Source organism: Roseococcus microcysteis, from assembly GCF_014764365.1.
Classification (GTDB): domain Bacteria; phylum Pseudomonadota; class Alphaproteobacteria; order Acetobacterales; family Acetobacteraceae; genus Roseococcus; species Roseococcus microcysteis.
Window position 1 is genome coordinate 3,075,107 of record NZ_CP061718.1, and the last position, 17,723, is coordinate 3,092,829.

General features: G+C 71.7%; 17 protein-coding genes. 6 read left to right on the forward strand and 11 right to left on the reverse strand.

The genetic code is table 11. From position 1 onward, the window contains the following. The first annotated feature begins 71 nt into the window (after window positions 1–71). Window positions 72–1,370 carry a PRC-barrel domain-containing protein gene (locus tag ICW72_RS14805; protein WP_191083415.1) on the forward strand — a complete coding sequence of 433 codons (1,299 nt, stop codon included), beginning with the start codon at window positions 72–74 and terminating at the stop codon, window positions 1,368–1,370. A gap of 35 nt (window positions 1,371–1,405) precedes the next feature. On the opposite strand, the gene ICW72_RS14810 is transcribed toward ICW72_RS14805, so the two are convergent. Beyond that, a complete protein-coding gene (locus tag ICW72_RS14810) occupies window positions 1,406–2,644 on the reverse strand; it encodes an NAD(P)/FAD-dependent oxidoreductase (protein WP_191083416.1) in 1,239 nt (412 codons plus the stop codon). A gap of 122 nt (window positions 2,645–2,766) precedes the next feature. On the opposite strand from ICW72_RS14810, the gene ICW72_RS14815 reads away from it, so the two are divergent. Next, on the forward strand, window positions 2,767–4,092 hold the full coding sequence (locus ICW72_RS14815) for a cytochrome P450 (protein WP_191083417.1): 1,326 nt from the start codon (window positions 2,767–2,769) through the stop codon (window positions 4,090–4,092). A 3-nt stretch (window positions 4,093–4,095) separates the two neighbouring features. Here ICW72_RS14815 and ICW72_RS14820 read toward each other — a convergent pair whose 3' ends face one another. Both ICW72_RS14820 and ICW72_RS14825 read right to left on the reverse strand, forming a co-directional pair. After that, window positions 4,096–5,796, reverse strand: coding sequence for a DEAD/DEAH box helicase (locus ICW72_RS14820; RefSeq protein WP_191083418.1), 1,701 nt, complete (start codon window positions 5,794–5,796; stop codon window positions 4,096–4,098). A gap of 109 nt (window positions 5,797–5,905) precedes the next feature. Beyond that, entirely contained in the window at window positions 5,906–6,877 is a 972-nt protein-coding gene (locus ICW72_RS14825; RefSeq protein ID WP_191083419.1) for a 2-hydroxyacid dehydrogenase, read from the reverse strand. Window positions 6,878–6,971: 94 nt separating this feature from the next. Here ICW72_RS14825 and ICW72_RS14830 point away from each other — a divergent pair, with 94 nt between their 5' ends. The 3 genes from ICW72_RS14830 to ICW72_RS14840 are packed head-to-tail and all read left to right on the forward strand — an operon-like array spanning window position 6,972 to window position 9,676. Beyond that, window positions 6,972–8,015 carry a hypothetical protein gene (locus ICW72_RS14830; protein WP_191083420.1) on the forward strand — a complete coding sequence of 348 codons (1,044 nt, stop codon included), beginning with the start codon at window positions 6,972–6,974 and terminating at the stop codon, window positions 8,013–8,015. Further along, window positions 8,012–8,404, forward strand: a complete 393-nt coding sequence (locus ICW72_RS14835) for a hypothetical protein (protein ID WP_191083421.1) — start codon at window positions 8,012–8,014, stop codon at window positions 8,402–8,404. Before ICW72_RS14830 ends, ICW72_RS14835 begins: the two co-directional genes overlap by 4 nt. A gap of 51 nt (window positions 8,405–8,455) precedes the next feature. Beyond that, window positions 8,456–9,676: an MFS transporter gene (locus ICW72_RS14840; RefSeq protein WP_191083422.1), complete on the forward strand. Its 1,221-nt coding sequence runs from the start codon at window positions 8,456–8,458 to the stop codon at window positions 9,674–9,676. On the opposite strand, the gene ICW72_RS14845 is transcribed toward ICW72_RS14840, so the two are convergent. The 3 genes from ICW72_RS14845 to ICW72_RS14855 are packed head-to-tail and all read right to left on the reverse strand — an operon-like array spanning window position 9,677 to window position 11,320. Beyond that, window positions 9,677–10,156, reverse strand: coding sequence for a glutathione peroxidase (locus ICW72_RS14845; protein ID WP_191083423.1), 480 nt, complete (start codon window positions 10,154–10,156; stop codon window positions 9,677–9,679). A 17-nt stretch (window positions 10,157–10,173) separates the two neighbouring features. Beyond that, window positions 10,174–11,046 (reverse strand): class I SAM-dependent methyltransferase, encoded by an 873-nt coding sequence (locus ICW72_RS14850; RefSeq protein WP_191083424.1) that lies wholly within the window; start codon window positions 11,044–11,046, stop codon window positions 10,174–10,176. A 28-nt stretch (window positions 11,047–11,074) separates the two neighbouring features. Next, window positions 11,075–11,320, reverse strand: coding sequence for a DUF1127 domain-containing protein (locus tag ICW72_RS14855; protein ID WP_191083425.1), 246 nt, complete (start codon window positions 11,318–11,320; stop codon window positions 11,075–11,077). 164 nt (window positions 11,321–11,484) lie between these two features. Between ICW72_RS14855 and ICW72_RS14860 the strand changes: the two genes are divergently transcribed. Beyond that, window positions 11,485–12,882 carry an aminotransferase-like domain-containing protein gene (locus tag ICW72_RS14860; RefSeq protein WP_191083426.1) on the forward strand — a complete coding sequence of 466 codons (1,398 nt, stop codon included), beginning with the start codon at window positions 11,485–11,487 and terminating at the stop codon, window positions 12,880–12,882. 15 nt (window positions 12,883–12,897) lie between these two features. Here the strand turns inward: ICW72_RS14860 and ICW72_RS14865 are convergent, their stop codons facing one another. The 5 genes from ICW72_RS14865 to ICW72_RS14885 all read right to left on the reverse strand — a co-directional run bounded on the left by ICW72_RS14865 (window position 12,898) and on the right by ICW72_RS14885 (window position 17,684). Further along, the gene (locus tag ICW72_RS14865) at window positions 12,898–14,178 is read right to left on the reverse strand and encodes a Zn-dependent hydrolase (protein WP_191083427.1); all 1,281 of its coding nucleotides are present in this window, start codon (window positions 14,176–14,178) and stop codon (window positions 12,898–12,900) included. A gap of 35 nt (window positions 14,179–14,213) precedes the next feature. Beyond that, on the reverse strand, window positions 14,214–14,972 hold the full coding sequence (locus tag ICW72_RS14870; RefSeq protein ID WP_223880614.1) for an enoyl-CoA hydratase/isomerase family protein: 759 nt from the start codon (window positions 14,970–14,972) through the stop codon (window positions 14,214–14,216). A gap of 71 nt (window positions 14,973–15,043) precedes the next feature. Further along, window positions 15,044–15,445, reverse strand: a complete 402-nt coding sequence (locus ICW72_RS14875; protein ID WP_191083428.1) for a hypothetical protein — start codon at window positions 15,443–15,445, stop codon at window positions 15,044–15,046. 105 nt (window positions 15,446–15,550) lie between these two features. Next, window positions 15,551–17,401 (reverse strand): sodium:solute symporter family protein, encoded by a 1,851-nt coding sequence (locus ICW72_RS14880; protein ID WP_191083429.1) that lies wholly within the window; start codon window positions 17,399–17,401, stop codon window positions 15,551–15,553. Between the two features lie 16 nt (window positions 17,402–17,417). Beyond that, entirely contained in the window at window positions 17,418–17,684 is a 267-nt protein-coding gene (locus ICW72_RS14885; protein WP_223880615.1) for a DUF4212 domain-containing protein, read from the reverse strand. Window positions 17,685–17,723: the final 39 nt, after the last annotated feature.

The window sequence follows — 17,723 nt, forward strand, 5'->3', positions numbered from 1 at the left end:
AATGGCGTGTCCGAAACGGCAACCGATGCCCCCGCGGCGGCGCTACGCCCCTACGAGAGAGGACGCAGAACATGAACAACGAGATCACACGGCAACGCCCCGGGCGGGCCAGCCTGCTGGCCACCGCCGCGATCGGCGCGACACTCGCCTTCGGCTTCACCGGCATGGCCCAGGCCCAGCAGGCCCAGCCGCAGCAGGCCCCTGCCCAGGCGCAGCAGGGCCAGCAGCAGGCCGCGCAGCAGCTGCAGCAGGCCGAACAGCGCCTCCAGCGGGCGCAACAGCAATTCCAGGGCAGCGGCAATGCCCAGCCCCAGGCCGTGCAGCAGGCCCGCCAGGCCGTGCAGCAGGTGCAGCAGGCCATGGGGCAGGTGCCCGAGGCGCAGCGGCAGGAGCAGGGCTATCGCCTCGCCCAGCAGCATGTGGCCGCGGCGCAGCAGACCCTGCAGGGTGACAATGTCAACGCCCAGCAGGCCCGCACCGCCATCCAGAATCTTCTGGGCGTGATCCCCGGGATGCGCGCGCAGCTCGCCGGCGGGCCGCCCGCGCAAGGGCAGGCCCAGGCGCAGGCCCAGGGGCAGGCGGAAGGCGCGCGGGAATCCGCGGTGGTCGTGGAGCAGCCGACGGCGCAGCTTCAGGTCACGCAGCCGCCGCCGCAGGTGACCGTGACGCAGCCCGAGCCCGTGATCACGGTCATCGTGCCGCAGCCCGAGATCATCGTGCGCCAGCCCGCCCCGCAGGTGACGGTGCAGATGCCCGACCCGCAGGTGCAGGTGCAGCAGGAACAGCCGCGCGTGGCCCTGTCGGAAGCCGCGCAGCCGCAGGTGCGCGTCTCGGAAGGCCAGCCGCGCGTGCAGGTGCAGCGGGTGGAGCCGCGCGTGATCGTGCGCCAGGCCGAGGGCCAGCCGCAGATCCGCTACGAACAGCAGGGCGAGGCCACGGTGCGGCATGAGCGCCAGGCCGAGGCCCAGCAGCCCGACGCCGCGGCGCAGCAGCCCGCCCCGGCGCAGCAGGCCGAGGCCCAGCCCGCCCCGGCGCAGCCGCAGGCCGCGGCTGGCGTGCCGCTGGAGCAGGCTTCGGCCCTGGTTGGCACGAATGTCGTCGGTGCCAATGGCCGTGACGCCGGCGAGATCGAGAACCTCCTGGTGGACAGCCAGGGCGTCGTTCGCGCCGCCGTGGTGGAGTGGGGCGGGTTCCTCGGGATCGGTGCGCGCCAGGCGGTGGTGCCGATCGAGAACATCAACATCAATGGCGAGCGCGCCGAGATGAACCTCACGCGCCAGCAGCTTGAGCAGCTGCCCCGCTATGAGCGCGGGAACGTGGCCGAGGTTGGCCAGCAGCGCGGCTGGGATGGCGTGCGGATGTACCGCTAGCGTCTGATCCGCGTAGGCGAAGCCGGAGCGGTGAATCAGCCGCGCTGAAACCGGTCCGCGCGATAGGGCGAGGGGTCCAGGAAGGGCCCCTCGCCCACCATCATTTCCGCCAGCAGTCGCCCCGTGCTGGGGCCGAGGGTGAAGCCCTGGTGCGCGTGTCCGAACGCGCACCAGGCATTCGCCTGTCCGGGCATGGGCCCGATGACGGGCAGCATGTCGGGCGTGCAGGGGCGGACACCCATCCAGGGCGTCTCCTCCACCGCCTCCGCCAGCGGCAGCAGGCCGCGCGCGATGGGCTCGGCGCGGGCCAGTTGCACGGGTGTGGGCGGGGCTTCGTCGCGCGTGAATTCGGCGCCCGTGGTCAGCCGCACGCCGGCCCGCATGGGGGCGAGCAGGAAGCCGCTGCCCACATCCAGGATGGGCCGGTTCAGCACCGCATTGCCCTCCATCCGGAAATGCCGGTGATAGCCACGCTTGCCGAAGAGCGGCGGCGCATAGCCCAGCTTGCCCGTGACGCGCCCCGCCGCGGCGCCCAACGCCACCACCACATGCGCCGCCTCCTCGCCGCCCGCGCGCCAGCCGCTGCCCGCGCGTTCCAGCGTGGTGGCATCGCCGCGCAGGAAGCGGCCGCCCGCCTCCTCGAAGCGGCGCAGGTAGGACAGCGTCAATGCGTGCGGGTCGCTGACCGAGACAGGGTCGGTGAAATGGATGGCGCCGAGGCGTGACACCTTCAGATGCGGCTCGGCCGCCGCCAACGCGGCACTGTCCAGCAGGGTGTAGTTGATGCCGAAACCCTGGCGCGCCGCCTCGGCCTGGGCCAGCGCGGCGTCGAGCTTGGCCTGGTCGTTGTAGAGCCGCATCCAGCCGATGGGCCGCATCAGCGCCATGGCCTCGGTGTCCCGTGCCAAGGCCATGTGCTCATCCAGGCAGGTCGCGATCAGCGCCGCATGGCCCGCGACGGCGGCGGCGTAGCGGCGTGGCTCCGAATGCCACCAGTAGCGCAGCAGCGGTGTCGCGAGGCCGGGCAGCGCGGAGGGGTGATAGGCCACCTCCACCGTGCGGTTGGACGCCATGCGGCGGAGTTCGGAAAACTCGCGCGGGAAGGGGTGGGGAAAGACCGCCTCGCGCTGGATCAGCCCGCCATTGCCGAAGGAGGCGCCTTCGCCCGCGCCATCGCGGTCCAGCAGCGCCACATCCCAGCCGCGCCGTTGCAGATGCAGCGCCACCGAGACGCCCACCATTCCCGCCCCCAGCACCAGCGCCGAATTCGCCATCGCCAACCACCCGTTCCGCACGGCGCCACGCTGCGGAAAACAGCACGGCGCGACAAGCCCTGGAGGGGCAACCCTATCGCCCCGCGCCCGTTTTTTCCGGAACACGGAAAGGAGACGCCGCCATGCAGGGCCTCAAGCGCGCCAGCCTCGCCGACACCATCGCGACCCTCGCCGAGGTCATCGGCCCCACCTTCGCCAAGGGCGTCATCATCCGCCGCCCCAAGGTCACGCGCCTGGCGGAGCGGCTGGACCTCGACAGCCGCGGCGTGCGCCGCATGCAGAAGCTGCGCGCGACCTATGGCACGGGCCCGCTGGTGATGAACCTGCCCTTCCGCACCCAGGTGCTGGTGCTGGCGCCGGAGGATGTGCACCGCGTGCTGGGCGACACGGAGGTCTTCTCGCCCGCCAGCCGCGAGAAGCGCGCGGCGCTGGCGCATCTGGAGCCGCATGCCTCCTTGATCTCGGAGGGGCCGGACCGCGCCGTGCGCCGCCGCTTCAACGAGGAGGTGCTGGACAGCCAGCACGACGTGCACCGCATGGCCGCGCAATTCGTGGCCGTGGCGGAGGAGGAGGCAAGCCGCCTGCTGCGCGAGACGGGCACACATGGGGACCTGGAATGGGGCCCCTTCAACGCCGCCTGGCACGCCATGGTCCGCCGCGTCACCCTGGGCGAGGCGGCGCGCGACGACGAGGCCGTGACGGAGATGCTGGCCAAGCTGCGCCAGGCCGCGAACTGGGCCTTCCTGCACCCACGCCGGAGGGGGCTGCTGGCGGAGTTCCACGCGCGCGTGGACCATTACCTGCAACGCGCCGAGCCCGGGACGCTCGCCGCCATGATCGCGGCCGCCGACAAGCAGGGGAATGAGGCGCCCTCGCACCAGGTGGCGCACTGGCTCTTTGCCTTCGAGCCGGGGGCGATGGCGGCCTTCCGCGCCCTGGCCCTGCTGGCCGCGCACCCGGACGGCATGGCGCGCGCGCGCGAGGATGTGGCGACGGCCGAGACGCGCGCGAAGCTGCCCTATCTGCGCGGCACGGTGCTGGAGGCGCTGCGCCTCTGGCCCACCACCCCCGTCATCCTGCGCGAGACGCGGCAGGAGACGTCCTGGGGCGCGGACAGCCTGGCGCGCGACGCGCACCTCATCATCTACGCGCCCTTCTTCCACCGCGACGACGAGACGCTGGACAACGCCCACCGCTTCGACCCGGAGCAATGGCAGAACCGCCCGCGCGAGGGCGGCTGGCCCCTCATTCCCTTCAGCGGCGGCCCGGGCATCTGCCCGGCGCGGCACCTGGTGCCCATGCTGGCGAGCGCGGTGCTGGCGCCCATCATCATGGCGCGCGACGTGTCGGTGGTGGAGCCGCGGACGCTCGATCCCGGCAAGCCCATGCCGGGCTTGCTGGATGCGTTCAGCCTGCGCCTGCGCCTCGCCCCCCGCGCGGAGGCGTAGCGCTCAGCGCCGCGGCGGCGGCTTGCGGCCCGCGGGACGGCCCCCTGGGCGATCCAGGTTCTGCATCGGCTCCACGCGGATATTCGCATCCTCGCCCACGGCGCGGCGCGCGGCGGTGGCGAAGCGGCCGGCGGCATAGGGCGCCACCTCGAACTGCGTCTCGCGCTCCATGATCCGCATGCGGCCGATTTCCTGCCGCGTCACATGGCCACGGCGGCAGAGGAAGGGCAGCAGCCAGCGCGGATCGGCGTTCTGCGCGCGGCCCACATCCATGCGGAACCACACGCCCTGGCCGCCGCCCTCTTCCGGGGTGGGGCGCGGGTCGCGCGGCCCGGAGTCGCGCGGAAAGGTGCCGCGCGGGGCGGGGCGTTCCTGGATTTCGGACAGTTCCTCCGGCGCCGGCAGCGGCGCGCGCAGCACGCGCACCAGCGCGGCGGCCAGCGCCTCCGTCCCGCGCCCGGACAGCGCCGGTTCGGCCAGCAGGCGCCGCGCGATGGCGAGGTCCTGTTCCGCTGGTTCCTCGGCGGCCAGCGCCAGGGCCTGTTCCGCCAGGCGCTCGGCATCGCGCGCGCGGATGGCCTCGGCCGAGGGCGCGGGGCCCCAGCTCGCCTTCACCTTCGCCGCCTGCAACAGCCGCTCCGCGAGGCGCCGGCGGATGTGCGGCACCAGAAGCAGGCTGACACCCTTGCGCCCGGCGCGCCCCGTGCGGCCGCTGCGATGGAGCAGCGTCTCCGGGTCGCGCGGCAGTTCCGCATGGATGACGAGGCCGAGATCGGGCAGGTCAATGCCGCGCGCGGCCACGTCGGTCGCCACGCAGATGCGCGCGTGCCCGTCGCGCAGGCTTTGCAGCGCGCGCAGCCGCTCGGTCTGGGAGAGCTCGCCGGAAAGCGCCACGGTGGAGAAGCCGCGTTCCGACAAATTGCCGCGCAGCCGCGCGACCGTGGCACGCGTGGCGCAGAAGATCATGGCGATGCGCGGGTTCTCCAGGCGCAGCACGTTCACCACCGCGCGCTCCAGCTCATGCGGGGCGACGAGGGCGGCGCGGTATTCGATGTCGCCATGCGCCTCGCCCTGGCTGGTGGCCTCGATGCGCAGCGCGTCGCGCTGGTAGCTCTTGGCCAGGGCCGCGATGCCGCGCGGCACGGTGGCCGAGAACATCAGCGTGCGTCGCTCGGCCGGCACCTCGTCGAGGATGGCCTCCAGTTCCTCACGGAAGCCCAGATCCAGCATCTCATCCGCCTCGTCCAGCACCACGGCGCGAAGCGCGGCGGGGGCGAGGTTGTTGCGCTCCAGGTGGTCGCGCAACCGGCCCGGCGTGCCGACGACGATGTGCGCGCCCTGCATCAACAGGCGCTTTTCCGCCACCGGGTCCATGCCGCCCACGCAGGAGACGATGCGCCCCCCGGCCGGCGCGTAGAGCCAGGTCAGTTCCGCCTTCACCTGCAGGGCGAGTTCGCGGGTGGGAGCGACGACGAGGGCGAGCGGCGCGCCGGCGGCGGGCAGGCGGGCGGCCTCGCCGAGCAGTTCGGGCGCCAGCGCCAGCCCATAGGCCACGGTCTTGCCTGAGCCGGTCTGGGCGGAGACCAGCAGGTCACGCCCCGCCGCCTCCGGCTGGAGCACGGCGGCCTGGACGGGAGTGGGGGCGGCATAGCCGCGGCCGGAGAGGGCGGCCTGCAGCGGGGCGGGCAGATGGTCGAAGGACATGCGCGGAGGGGTGTGCCCGCGCGCGGGCCGCGTCAAGCGCGGATCGCGCGGGGCTGCCACCTGATTCGCGGCCGATTCACGCCCCGGCTGCGCCGAAGCCGATCGGACGCTACTCCGCCAGTTCCGGAATCACCCAGAACGGCTTCTGCCCCCGCGCCACGCGCTGGCAATTGTCGAAGGCGTTGCGGAAGCGGGCCAGCACGTTGTCGGCCGTGGGGCCGGCCAGATGCGGCGTCAGCACCACATTGTCCAGGGTGAAGAGCGGGTTGGAGGGCGCGGGCGGTTCCTGGTCGAAGACGTCCAGCCCGGCACCCGCGATGCGCCCCGCCGCCAGCGCGTCATGCAGCGCCACCTCGTCCACCACCGGGCCGCGGCTGGTGTTCACCAGGATGGCGCTGGGCTTCATGGCGGCGAGTTCGGGCGCGCCGATCATGTGGCGGCTCGCCTTGGTCAGCGGCACGTGCAGCGAGACGATGTCCGACAGCGCCAGGATTTCCGGCAGCAGGCGGAAGCGGACTTCCAGCGCGTCCTCGGCCTCCTCGGTCAGGCGCGCCTGGTCGAAATAGATGACGTGCATCCCGAAGGCGCGCGCCAGCCGCGCGACCTTCTTGCCGATATTGCCCAGCCCCACGATGCCGAGGGTGCGCCCGCGCAATTCGATCAGCCCCGGCTGTTCCTTGGACTGGCCGCGCCAGCCGCCGGCGGTCACGGTGCGGTGCTGCCAGATGAGGCGCTTGCCCACTGCCAGCATCAGCATCAGCGCGTGCTCGGCCACCGCATTGCCATTGGCGCCGCCATTGGTGCTGATGGGCACGCCGGCGCCGCGCGCGGCCTCGATGTCGCAGCGGTCATAGCCGGCGCTCAGCAATTGCAGCAGGCGCAGCCGGGGTGCGCCGGCATAGAAGGCGGCGTCGAAACCGGCGCTGGCGAAGCCCACCAGGAATTCCGCGTCCTGCATGGCCTCGGTGAAGGCGGGCGTGCCGGGGCGGGCCACCACCATGTCGAAGCCGCGCGGCAGGATGTCGCGCGCCATCTCGGCGGGGCTCATGGGGTTTTCCATCAGGACGAGCTTGTGGGTCATCGGGCGTCTTTCTCCATGCCGGGATCATGGGCATGGACGCGGCCGCTCGGCCAGACGCGTTGACTTCGCTTCGGCGCGCCGGGACCATCCGCGCATGCAGGAACGACGCTGGGCCGCGGTGGCGGAGCTCTACCACGCCTATTTCACCGGGCTGATCCTGACGGTCAGCAGCCGGCGCGGCGCGGCGGACGCCGCCGAATGGGTGTTCCGCCTGTTCCGCCACCAGCACCATGAGAAATTCCTGGCGAGCCTCGGCAAGCTCGGCCTGTCGCATTTGCCCGATGCGGTGCGGGCGGCGGCCTATCACTACCTCTCCAACCAGGTCGGCGGCGTCTCCGTCGAATTCATGCGCGAGAGCGACCGCAAGGCCTGGGTGCGCTTCGTGCCGCCGCGCTGGGTGTATCCGGGTGCGTCCATCTGCGGCGTGCCGTCCGAGGTCTCGCGCGCCATGCTGCGGGGCTGGTACGCGCAGAACGGGGTGTCGCTGGGCAATCCGCGCCTCGGCTTCGTCTGCACCGCGCAGACCACCGACGGGCAGCACGGCCTCGCCGGCTATTTTCTCGAGCATGACCGCGACCTGGTCCCCGAGGAACGCCTGCTCTTCCGCCCCGGCGAGGACCCGCCGCCCTTCGACCCCGAGGCCGCCCCGCGCCTGCCCGAGTCCGACTGGCCCGCCGAACGCCAGGCCAAGGCCGCGCGCAACTACGCGATGGAATACATCCGCAGCGGCTTGCCGCGCCTCGCCGAGGTGCTGGGCCCGGCCGAGGCGCGGCATCTCGGCAATGTCGCGGGCCGCCTGGTCGGCGCGCAGAGCTTCCACGCCACGGCCGAGGGAATGGGCGTCGCGGGCGAGGGCGGTGCCATGGGCTTCGCCCGCCTGCTCGCCGCCTGGGCGGAGGCGGAGGGGGATGCGGCCGAGATCATCCCGGACGGCGCCGCCGTGCTGGTCCGCCGCACGGGCTTCCGCCTGCTGCGCGGCCTCGGCCCCCTGCACCCCTGCGTCTTCGAGGGCTGGCAGGGGCTGGTGGAGGGCATGCTCCAGGTCCATGACCGCTTCCTGCTGCTGGACACGCCCGCGCGCGCCGATTGGGGCGACCCTCACACCATCTGGCGCATCCGCAGGAGGCCTGCCGCATGAGGTTCAACCACGTCGCCAACCGCCTCGACGCCGCGCATTTCGAGCTGGTGGTGGTGATGCTGCGCGAATGCCTGGGCTTCGTGGAGCTGCGTCGCACCGAACGCGCCATCTGGCTGCGCCAGCCAGGCGCCAATGTGGATCTGCAATTCAGCCGCAGCGCCACCACGGCGCGGGACGAGGACAAGCTGCGTTCCCAGATCGCCTTTCTCAGCGACACGCCGCGCGCGGATTTGCAGGCGCTGGCGGATTGGCTCGGCGCGCGCGGGCTGGAGGCGATGGTGGGCGCCTATTCCGACCGCGAATTCTACCTCGACGCGCCCTCCGCCTTCGTGGACTTCGTGATCGAGGCCATGCGGCCCGAGCTGGCGGACTACGACATCCCGGCCTGACGGCTTGCGGCGCGCCCCGCCCGCACGGAGACTGGCCGCCGGAGGAAACCCATGCCGGATGCTGCCGAGGCCAGCGTGGAGACACGCGCCTCCTGGACCATCGCCTTCGCCACCACGACCATGCTGGCGCTGGCGGCCGGCGCGCCGCTGACGGTGGTCATCGGGCTGGTGCCCATTTCGGAAAGCCTCGGCACCGGGCGGTCCCTGCCTTCGCTCGCCACCTCGCTCGCCTATCTCGGCACGGGGGTGGGGGGCGTGATGTGCGGGCTGCTGGCTTCGCGCTTCGGGCAGCGGGCGGTGGCCATGCTGGGGGGCTTCGCCATTCTGCTCGGGCTGGGCCTCGCCTCGCTGGGCGAGGCCTGGTCCCTGCTGGTGGGCATCGGGCTGGGGGTGGGGCTGTTCGGCAATGGGGCGCTGTTCGCGCCGATGGTGGCCTATGCCTCGCTGTGGTTCGACCGGCGGCGGGGCACGGCCTTGGCGCTGGTCTCGTCCGGGCAATACATCGCGGGCTTCGTCTGGCCCTTCGTCTTCGAGCGCGCCATCGCGCTCGTGGGGTGGCAATGGACCATGCTGGGCTACGGGATTTTCGCCTCCGCGGTGGTGGTGACGCTGGGCGCGCTGGTGATCCGCCCGGCGCCGGTGCCGGTGGGCGGCTATGGCGGGGTGCGGGCCTCGGCCGGGCGGCGCGTGCTGGGGATGCGGCCCAATGTGGCGCTGGCCGTGATCGCCTCGGCCTCCTTCCTGTGCTGCATCCCGATGGCCATGCCGGCGGCGCATCTGGTGGCCTTCTGCGGCGACCTCGGCATCGCGGCCTCAAGGGGCGCGGCCATGCTGTCGGTGCTGCTGCTCTGTGCCTTCCTGGCGCGGCAATTCTGGGGCTGGCTGTCGGACCGGATCGGCGGGCTGTGGACGGTGATGTTCGGCTCGCTCGCGCAGGTGGTGGGGATGCTGGGCTTCCTGGCCACGCAGGACGAGGCCGGGCTGTTCTTCGTCTCGGCCGCCTATGGGCTGGGCTTCGGCGGCATCATCCCCGCCTATGTGCTGGCGGTGCGCGGGCTGTTCCCGGCGCTGGAGGCGGCCTGGCGCGTGCCGGTGCTGCTGTTCGTGAGCCTCTCGGGCATGGCGGCCGGCGCCTGGCTGGCCGGCTTCATCTATGACCGGGTGGGGTTCTACGCGGCGGCCTGGTGGGTGGGGATCGCGGTGAACCTGGTGCAGCTCGTCATCATCGCGGAGCTGCTGCGGCGGCAGCACCGGGAAGGCCGCAAGGCCTGATCACGCCGGCAGCACCGCCTCGATCTTCGCCGCCAGGGCCTCGGGCTTGGTGGTGGGGGCGAAGCGGTCCACCACGCGGCCCTGCGGGTCCACCAGGAACTTCGAGAAATTCCACTTGATGGCGCTGCCCAGCACGCCGCCCTTCTCCGCCTTCAGCCATTGGTAGAGCGGGTGGGCGCCCTTGCCGTTCACCTCGATCTTCCGGAACAGCGGGAAGGTCACGCCGAAATTCGTCTCGCAGAAGGTGGCGATTTCGGCATCTGTGCCCGGTTCCTGGTGGCCGAACTGGTCGCAGGGGAAGGCCAGGATTTCCAGGCCGCGCGGATGCAGCCTTTCGTAGAGCGCCTGGAGGCCCTTGTATTGCGGGGTGAAGCCGCATTTGGACGCGACATTCACCACCAGCACGGCCTTGCCGCGATAGTCGGACAGGCTCTGTTCGGTGCCGTCATTGCGCGTCGCGGTGAAATCATGGAAGCCCATCTGCGCCCCTCCTCCGGTCAGCGCGGTTTTTGCGCCACCGCCAGCACGTAGTCGAGGGCCGCATAGACCCATTCCGCCGGTCGCCGCCGCAGCAGCCGGTAGGGCAGGCGGCCCGAGGCGGGCAGGCGCGCGAACAGCGCGGGGTCCTCGGCCAGGGCGCGGTGCCAGCCGGGGAAGACGTCGTGGCCGATGGGCGTGGCGGTGGCATCGGTGAAACCGGCCGTGCGGAACTTTTCCAGGTAGGCGTCGCGCGTGTCGGCATTGGCGGCGGGGATGTCGAACTTGCTGGCGAAGCCGCGCCAGCTCACCTCCTGCCAGCGGCGACGCATTTGGTCGGCGTCGGGCGCGGCGCGGATGATGTCGGCCAGCACCAGCCGCCCGCCGGGGCGCAGCACGCGGAAGGCCTCGGCCAGGAAGGCCTCGCGCGTGTGGAAGTGGAAGGCGCATTCCACGGCCGTCACCACGTCGCAGGACGCATCGGGCAGGGGCATGGCGGTGGCCGAGCCCAGCCGCAGCGTGATGCGGTCGGCCATACCGGCCCGCCGCACCCGCGCGCGGCCGAGCCGCACATGGACCGGTGTCACATTCAGCCCGGTGATGTGTCTCGGTCCGAAGCGCCTTGCCCAGAGAATGTCCTGGTCGGCGAAGCCGAAGCCCACATCCACCACCTCATCCGCAGGCCCCATCGCGGCGGCCTCGGCCACAAGGGTGGCGAGCGCGGGGCAGGCCTCGTCAATGGTGCGGGCGTGGCGCCAGAGGCCCAGGTTCAGGTAAAGCCCCTCCCGCGTGAAGGCCCGAGTGGCGAGGCTCTCGTAGAGATCGGCCGCCGCCAGGCGCCGCCAGGGCGTCCAGGCCCAGAGCAGCAGGTCGGCGGCGGCGGGGAGGGGCATGCGTGTCACCCCCTCCAGATAGGGTGTCCTACAGCCGCCAGAAGGGCTTTTGGGCCTCATGGGCGGCCTCGCTGCGCGAAATGCCGATGTCGTGCAGCTGCCGGTTGTCGAGCTGCGCCAGGAGGCGACGGGTGCGGCGGCGTTGCGCGGCGTCCTGGCACCAGGCGACGAAGCGGTGCCAGGCGCCACGCGGCGGCGGCGCGGCCCAGGGGTCACGCGCGCTGGCCTGGGGCTCGCGCAACGGGGGGAAGGGGCGGGTGGGCAGATGTGTCATGATACACTACCTCCTTGCGGAGACACATCGGGCCAGTGGCGCGCGGATGTGTCAATCGGCACTTTCGCACCGCAGCAACATCCGGAGGGTGGTTGAATTAAGCATTTTCAGCTGCTTGAGCATATCCATGCGCGACTCGACGGGCAGCCACGCCTTCGCTACAAGTGTATCAGCACATCCCCAGCCAGGAGCCCGGGACACTGACCGACTGGACCCCCCGCCTCGCCCCCGGAACCGGCCTCGCGCATGAGCGGCTCTCCGCCGCCCTGGCCGAGGACGTCACCCGCGGCCACCTGCCCGTGGGCGCCCGCCTGCCCGCCCACCGCGAATTGGCGCGGGAGCTGGGGCTGAGCGTCGGCACCGTCACCCGCGCCTATGCCACCTTGCAGCGGCGCGGCCTCGCGCGGTCGGAGCATGGGCGGGGCATGTTCGTGCTGGCCGCCCCCCGCCGCGCGCCGGACCGGCTGGATTTCAGCGTGAACCTGCCGGCCGCCATCCTCACGCCGCGCATGCTGTCGGACATGCTCTCGGCCGCCGCCGCGGCGCTCGACCCCGCCCTCTTCGCCAGCTACAGCCCGCCCGCCGGCACCGCGCAGGACCGGCAATTCCTGGCCGCGCATCTGGCCGCGGCGCGCGGGCTGCGGGTGGATCCCGGCCACCTGCTCATCACCTCCAGCGCGCAGCACGCCATCTTCATCGCGCTGGCCACCGCGCCGCCAGGCCCCGTGGCGGTGGAGGCGTTGAGCTACCCCCAGGCGCTGACCGCCGCGCGGCGGCTGGGCCGGCGCCTCGTGCCCATCGCGCTGGATGCGGAGGGCGTGTGCCCGGACGCGCTGGAGGCCGCGTTGCGCGCGCCCGACCCGCCGCGCGCCCTCTACCTCGTCCCCACGCTGCAAAACCCGACGGGTGCCGTAATGTCGGCCGCGCGGCGCGCGCGCATCGTGGCCCTGGCCCGGCGGCACGACCTCATCCTCATCGAGGATGACGTCTATGCCTGCCTGGCGCCCGAGGCGGGGCCATCCCTGGCGGAACTGGCGCCGGAGCGGGTGTTCCACGCCTCCAGCTTTTCCAAGAGCCTCGCCCCCGGGCTGCGCCTCGGCTACCTGGCCTGCCCGCCCGCCCTGGTGGACCCGGCCTGTGACTGGCTGCAATCCACCACCTGCATGACCAGCCCGCATTCCTGCGCGCTGATGCGCCATGCGGTGGCGGACGGGCTGCTGGATTCGGTGGCCACCTCCATCCGCGCCGAGACCGCCCGCCGCCATGCCTTGGCGCGGGAGGTGCTGGGCGATGCCGTCTTCCCCACCACGCTGCCGGGCTTGCAGGTCTGGCTGCCCATGCCCGTGACACGCGCGCGCGACATCGTGCGGCGGGCGGGGCAGCGCAACATCCAGATCGCCTCGCCGCTCGCCTTCATGGCGGACCCGGCGGCGCCCGAGGCCGGGCTGCGGCTGTGCCTGGGCAATGTGACGGAGACGGAGCTTGGCCCCGCGCTGGAGATCATCGCGGGGCTGGTGCGCGACGAGGCCGCGGCGCGGCTGGATGAGGGCGCGGTGATCTGACCCTTCAGCCGCGCCTCACGGCCCGGCCGCGATCCACTCCGCCAGCACCGCGATGGCCTCCATCAGATCGGCCGTCTCCATCGCCTCGCGCGGGTTGTGGCTGCCATGGGCGTTGCGGACCAGCAGCATGCCGGTGGGCACGCCGGCGGCCGCGAAGTTGTTGGCGTCATGGCTGCCCGGGCTGTTCAGCCGGGGGATGGTGATGCCCAGCCGCGCGGCGGCGCCCGCCAGCCCCTCCACGATGCCGGCATCCATGATCCCGGGCGCGGCCCAGCTGCGCTCGCCCAGGATGATGGTGACGTGGCGGCGCTCGGCCACCTCGGCGGCGATGGCGCCGAGCTGCGCCTCCAGCGCCTGCAGGTGCCCCGCATCATAGGCGCGCAGGTCGAGGCTGAGGGTGAAGTCGCCCGGCACCACCGTCATGCTGTGGCGGTCGGGCAGGGTGTGGAAGCGGCCGATGGTGACGGCCATGGGGTAGCCCGCATCCTCCTCGGCCAGCCAGAAGCGTTCGAGGGCCAGCGCGAAATCCGCCCCGGCCATCGCGGCGTCGCGCCGGAAGCGGTGCGGCAGGCCGGTATGGGCGTCCTCGCCCAGGATGCGGATGCGCGGGTGGCGCAGATTGCCCGGCGTGGCGAGGCAGATGCCGAGCGGCGCGCCGGCCTCGATCAATTGCGGGGCCTGCTCGATATGGATTTCCAGATAGGCCCCGATCTCGCGCGGGTCGCGCAGGGGCGTGCCGGCGCGCAGCCGCGCGGGGTCGCCGCCGCAGGCCGCGATGCTTTGCGCCAGGTTCTGGCCGGTGCGGGCATGCGGCAGGTCCAGCGCACCGGGAGGCAGCCGCGCCAGCATGCCGCGCGAGCCCACCAGGCCGAGGCCGAACCACACCGCCTCCTCGCAGCGCAGGGCCAGCACCTCGACGTCGCGGCGCGGCGCCACGCCCGCGGCCTTGAGGGCGGCCACCGCGCCCAGCCCCGCGATGACGCCCGCGGCCCCGTCGAAATTTCCGCCCTGCACGATGCTGTCGAGGTGCGAGCCGATCAGCAGCGGCTTGGCCGAAGGCTCGCGGGCCGCCCAGCGGAGCGAGAGATTCCCGGCGGCGTCCGTGCTGGCCACAAGGCCCAGCGCCGCGCCGGCCTCGGCCACCAGGGCGAAGGCGGCGTTCTCGCCGGGGCCGAAGGCCTCGCGGGTGATGCCGGGCGGGTCGGCGCCCACCCTTGCCACGCCGTCCAGCAGCCTTTGCACCAGGGGCGCCTGCGCGGCCACGGCGTCGCGCAGCCCGAGGCTGGGCAGCGCCATGGGCGGCATGGCGGGGCCGGGACCGCCGCGCGGCCTCACGCGCGCGGGGCCTTCGCCGCCAGGGTGCGGGCGCGGTGGTCCAGGATGCGCTGCCTGAGCCCCGGCCGTGCCACGGAACGCGCCAGCGCCGCGAGGTCGCCCGCGTCATCGGCGCGGCGCGTGCGGCCATGCAGCGCGGCCACGGTGGGGGCATCGAGGCGCAGCGCGGCGGTGCGCGCGGCGGCGATGGCCTTGGGCAGCGCGTCTTTCGTCAGATGTTGCGTGGCGAGGCCGATGTGGACCGCCTCCTCCGCCGGGATGGTGCTGCCCGCCAGCAGCAGGCGCCGCGCCACGCCGTCGCCCACCAGGCCCGCCAGACGTCCGGTGCCCAGCACCAGGCCGAAAGCGGGGCCGGGGAAGGCGAAGCTGGAGCCCTCCAGGGCGAGGCGGTGGTCGCAGACGGCGAAGAGGTCCGCCCCCGCGCCCATGGCCCGGCCTTGCGCGATGGCCAGCGTCGTCACCGGCAAGGCGTGCAGCCTTTGCAGCAGCAGCTCGATGCGCAGCACGCGCAGCGCGAGGTCACCTTCCGATGCGGTGTCGAGGTCCGACAGGTCGAAGCCCGTGCAGAAATGCCGGCCCTCGCCGCGCAGGATGATAAGGCGCGCGCCGGCACCCAGCGCCGTGTCCAGCGCCGTCTCCAGCGCCTCCACCAGCTCCTGACCCAGCGCGTTGCCGCGCGCGGCGCGGTTGAGCCAGAGGGTGGTGACGGCGCCATCATGCTCCGCCCGCACGGCGTCGGTAGTCGTGTCGTTCAAGGGCCTTCCTCGTCCTGCCTCTGCCGCAAGGGTGGCGCGGATCGCGCGCCGCGTCGAGGCGAAGCTTCCACTCAGAACGCGGAGGCGATGACGAGGAAGAGCAGGATGAACAGCGGCGGCACGCCCAGGAAGGCATCGCCGAACAGGAACAGCTTCAGGAAGAAGAACAGGAAGGCGCCGTAGAGCGAGACGGCGAAGGGCAGCAGGAAGCCCGGCGAGAGGGGCGCCACCAGCGCCAGCAGCGGGTCCGTCAGGCGCCGCAGCACCACGAAGAAGGCGATGTCCCGGTCCACGCCGATGGCGAATTCCAGCACGCCGCGCGAGAAGAGCAGCGCCGCGATGGCCGTCAGCGCGTAGGTGCCGCCCAGATAGATGGCGACGATGGCCGGCGCGCCGCCGATCAGGAAGGTGCCCACCGCCAGCACATAGGCCAGCGCCAGGTAGAGTAGGCCACGAAGGGCGGAAGCCTGCATCCAGTTGCCTCATGCGGAAGGGGCGCGGGACCGTGATGGACCCCGCGCCCCAAATGATGTTCGGGAAGAACGGGGCGGCCGGCAAGCCGGCGCGCCCCGCTCCGTTCAGTGCGTCTGCACCATCATGTTGCCGCCCTTGGGCAGCCGCAGCCGGTCCACGAAATCCTGCATTTCGGGACTGGGTGGCGGCGTCACCAAGGAGACCACGATGGTGACGATGAAGGCCACGGGCACGCCGAAGATGCCCGAGGAGATGGCGGCGACGCCGAACCAGCTGATCTCGTCGCCGCTGCGCGGCACGAGGTCCATGCCATAGACGTTGCCCACCAGGTAGAACATCGTGACACCGAAGCCCGCCGCCATGCCGAGGATGGCGCCGGCATTGGTGGTGCGTTTCCACCACACCCCCAGAACAAGGGGCGCGAAGAGGCCCGCGGCCGCGATGGAGAAGGCCCAGGCCACCATGGACAGGATGTCCGAGGGCTGGGTGCGCGCCAGCAGCGCCGCGGCCAGCGCCACGATCACCAGCAGCACCTTCGCCACCAGCAGCCGGCGCTTGGTGTCGGCCTTGGGGTCGATCATCTTGTAGTAGACGTCGTGGCTGAGCGCGTTGGCGATGGCCAGCAGCAGGCCATCGGCCGTGGACAGCGCGGCCGCGAAGCCGCCCGCGCCCACCAGCCCCACGACCCAGATCGGCATGCCCGCGATGGAGGGCGTGGACAGCACGATCATGTCGTTGTTCAGCCGCAGCTCGCTGTAGGGGAAGCCGCCCACATGGCCGCGCGCCTCGCAGGCCGCCTGGATGGCCATGACGCTTTCCGCCTTCACCCCGCAGATGGTGACGAGCTGGTGCCCCGCGATGGAGCCCCATTCGAGCATCCAGGCCGGGATGGCGGTGAAGGCGAGGCGATACCCCTCGGCATTCACGAAGAGACCCATCAGGTTGAACTTCGAGAAGGCGGCATAGGCGGGCGCCGTGAAGTACAGCAGGAAGATGAAGAACAGCGACCAGCCGACGGACTTGCGCGCCTCACGCACGGTGGGCGTGGTGAAGAAGCGCATCAGGATGTGCGGCAGCGAGGCGGTGCCGACCATCAGGCAGAAGATCAGGAAGAAGAAGTCCCGCGCGCTGTAGGTCTGGAACGGCGCCACATGGGTGCGGGCCACGTTCAGGATGCGCTCGTATTCCGCGATCTGCGTCAGCGCGCCGCCATACATCAGCTGCGGCAGCGGGACGCCGGTCTGCACCGTGGACATCCAGATGGCCGGCAGCAGGTAGGCCACGATCAGCACGATGTACTGCGCCACCTGCGTCCAGGTCACCGCCTTCATGCCGCCCAGCATGGAGCAGACGAGGATGCCCGCCAGCCCCGCGAAGACCGCCCAGCGGAAGTCGATCGCCAGGAACTGCGAGGCGATGATGCCCGAGGCATAGACCTGCGCCGTGATGTAGGTGAAGGAGCACGCGAAGAGCACGATGATGCCGACGAGGCGCGCGGCGTTGCCGCCATAACGCGTGCCCAGGAAGTCCGGCACGGTGTAGGCGCCGAATTTCCGCAGATACGGTGCCAGCAGCACGGCCACGAGCACATAGCCGCCCGTCCAGCCCAGCACGAAGGCGAGCCCGTCATAGCCCAGCACGAAGAGCGTGCCGGCCATGCCGACGAAGCTCGCCCCCGACATCCAGTCGGCGCCGGTGGCCATGCCGTTGTAGACCGCGGGCACCGAACGCCCGGCCACGTAGTATTCCGAGACCTGCGCGGTGCGCGACATGATGCCGATGAAGGCATAGATGCCGATGGTCGCGGCCATATAGGCCCACAGGATCCATCGGTCGGGCACGCCGACCATGGAGGCCAGCGCCATCAGCAGCACGAAGGCGGCAAAACCGCCGACATAGATGCCGTAGATCTTGCCCAGATTGTCCGTGAAATCACCCTTCATGGAGAGGGACATGTGTGTGTTCCTCCCCTCAGTCTTCGGCCACGCCGAATTCCTCGTCGATCTGATTTTGCCGGTGCGCGAACCAGAAAATCTGCACGACGAAGACAATCAGCGATCCCTGCGCGGCCATGTAGAAGCCGAGCGGGAAGCCCGCGATCACGACGCCGTTCAGCACCGTGACGAGCATGTGGATGAAGAAGCTGAAGATCGCCCAGATGGCCAGCGAAACCCACATCAGGTTTCGGGTCTTGGCCCAGTGCGCCTCCGCCACTTCCGGTGGCAGCTTGTCGGACAACGCCCATCCCTCCCGTTTTGAGGGGAAAAGGCCACGCGA

Excerpts from the sequence above, each read along its gene's own strand:
- ICW72_RS14805 (WP_191083415.1), top strand. The coding sequence starts at position 72 with ATGAACAACGAGATCACACGGCAACGCCCCGGGCGGGCCAGCCTGCTG.
- ICW72_RS14810 (WP_191083416.1), bottom strand. The coding sequence starts at position 2,644 with ATGGCGAATTCGGCGCTGGTGCTGGGGGCGGGAATGGTGGGCGTCTCG.
- ICW72_RS14815 (WP_191083417.1), top strand. The coding sequence starts at position 2,767 with ATGCAGGGCCTCAAGCGCGCCAGCCTCGCCGACACCATCGCGACCCTC.
- ICW72_RS14820 (WP_191083418.1), bottom strand. The coding sequence starts at position 5,796 with ATGTCCTTCGACCATCTGCCCGCCCCGCTGCAGGCCGCCCTCTCCGGC.
- ICW72_RS14825 (WP_191083419.1), bottom strand. The coding sequence starts at position 6,877 with ATGACCCACAAGCTCGTCCTGATGGAAAACCCCATGAGCCCCGCCGAG.
- ICW72_RS14830 (WP_191083420.1), top strand. The coding sequence starts at position 6,972 with ATGCAGGAACGACGCTGGGCCGCGGTGGCGGAGCTCTACCACGCCTAT.
- ICW72_RS14835 (WP_191083421.1), top strand. The coding sequence starts at position 8,012 with ATGAGGTTCAACCACGTCGCCAACCGCCTCGACGCCGCGCATTTCGAG.
- ICW72_RS14840 (WP_191083422.1), top strand. The coding sequence starts at position 8,456 with ATGCCGGATGCTGCCGAGGCCAGCGTGGAGACACGCGCCTCCTGGACC.
- ICW72_RS14845 (WP_191083423.1), bottom strand. The coding sequence starts at position 10,156 with ATGGGCTTCCATGATTTCACCGCGACGCGCAATGACGGCACCGAACAG.
- ICW72_RS14850 (WP_191083424.1), bottom strand. The coding sequence starts at position 11,046 with ATGCCCCTCCCCGCCGCCGCCGACCTGCTGCTCTGGGCCTGGACGCCC.
- ICW72_RS14855 (WP_191083425.1), bottom strand. The coding sequence starts at position 11,320 with ATGACACATCTGCCCACCCGCCCCTTCCCCCCGTTGCGCGAGCCCCAG.
- ICW72_RS14865 (WP_191083427.1), bottom strand. The coding sequence starts at position 14,178 with ATGGCGCTGCCCAGCCTCGGGCTGCGCGACGCCGTGGCCGCGCAGGCG.
- ICW72_RS14875 (WP_191083428.1), bottom strand. The coding sequence starts at position 15,445 with ATGCAGGCTTCCGCCCTTCGTGGCCTACTCTACCTGGCGCTGGCCTAT.
- ICW72_RS14880 (WP_191083429.1), bottom strand. The coding sequence starts at position 17,401 with ATGTCCCTCTCCATGAAGGGTGATTTCACGGACAATCTGGGCAAGATC.